Here is a 1,430-nt window from a genome sequence, read left to right on the forward strand (position 1 = left end):
CGGTCATCAGCGCGGCGCGGCGGTAGAGCCGTTCCAGCAGGTCGCGGAAGACGGCGTCGAACGCCCCGTCCTCCGCGCCCGCGTCCGGCCCGCGTTCCCCCCGTCCCGTCAACCCCACCCGAGCATGGTGCCGACCCCCGCACGCCGCTCGCAACCGGCTCTTGGCACCCGCAACGCCCCACTCCGGCGCGCGCCCCTTCACACCCCCCGCTCACTCCCTCCCCCTGGGGAGGCGGACGCCGGGGCGCCGCCTCCGTCGTGGGGTGCGGCTCAGCACATGCGGTAGTCGTACCGGGTGCTGTTGTAGGAACAGGTGTCCACGGTGGTGCCGTTGGAGCGGCGCAGGGTCGCGGTGTCCGTGTCGTTGTTCCAGACGTACCAGGAGCGGTTCTGGTAGCGGTTGGCGGAGGTGTTGGTGCCGCTGCCGGTGCGGATGGTCACGGTCTTGCCGGCGCCGAGCGTGTAGGAGCCGAAGGTGTACGTGTGGTTGGCGCGGTCGCGGACGGTCCAGCCGCGGAGACTGACGTTGGAGCCGGTGGTGTTGCGTATCTGCACGTACTCGGCGTTGAGGCTGGAGTTGGCGCCCCGGTCCGTCCCCGGGCTGTCGTAGTAGATCTTGTAGAGGTGGACGGAGCCCGCCGCCTGCGCCTGCTGCGCGGGCAGCAGGAGGCCGGCGCAGCCTGCGACGGCGGCGAGGGAGACGAGCATGCGGGTGCGGATACGGGTCAAGTCATGCCTCACTAGGGCCGGTTGAGGCGCAGCGGAGCGCCGCGCGCCCGCCGGGTGCGGCGGGCGGGTGCCACCCTAAGGATGTTCACGAGCCGGGCGCAGGTCCGTTACAGGAACGACACTCAACTGCGGGCGCGCGCCGGGGAGTTGCGCGCCCCCTTCCCCGGGCCCGCCTCTTCCCCGCCATTGCGTCAACTTGGTCGAGTTGTCTCGCCGCTCCGGGCAATCCTTGCCCGCGCCGCGCGCCGCCGCTGTACTTCTTGCGTACGCATTTCCCACCGCCCGCAATTCCCCGCAGGAGGACGCATGCTCCAGCGGACGCTTGCCGTCCGGCCCGCGCACGCTCGCGTATTCCCCGCGCCGAAATGCGGCCGCCCCGCTTTGAATTCGGGCACGCACCACTGAACTGCCGCATTCCCGCGCCCCGCTTCACCGCCTCCTCCCGCACCACCACCCTGCCCCGGCCCGCCCCAGCCTGCCCACAGTGCCACGAAACACCAGCTCACGGGCCGTTCCGGGCTTCCGCCGAGCAGATCGACCACGCCGATCGCCCCATGCCGAAGGAAGGGCAATGACCGTTCAAGACATACAAAGCGATAGCACTCCCGCGACGACGGAGGAATCGCCCCCGTCACCCCGCAGATGGTGGGCGCTGGCCGTTCTGATGATCGGCACCACGCTGGCCATCCTGGATTCCTTCA

Annotated in this window: 1 protein-coding gene; it reads right to left on the reverse strand. The window is 70.5% G+C overall.

The window, feature by feature from the left end:
* Positions 1 to 270: 270 nt before the first annotated feature.
* On the reverse strand, positions 271 to 708 hold the full coding sequence (locus D7231_RS34705) for a lamin tail domain-containing protein (protein WP_120760336.1): 438 nt from the start codon (positions 706 to 708) through the stop codon (positions 271 to 273).
* Positions 709 to 1,430 lie beyond the last annotated feature (722 nt).

This window comes from Streptomyces klenkii (assembly GCF_003626645.1).
Classification (GTDB): Bacteria; Actinomycetota; Actinomycetes; order Streptomycetales; family Streptomycetaceae; genus Streptomyces; species Streptomyces klenkii.

Excerpts from the sequence above, each read along its gene's own strand:
- D7231_RS34705 (WP_120760336.1), bottom strand. The coding sequence starts at position 708 with ATGCTCGTCTCCCTCGCCGCCGTCGCAGGCTGCGCCGGCCTCCTGCTG.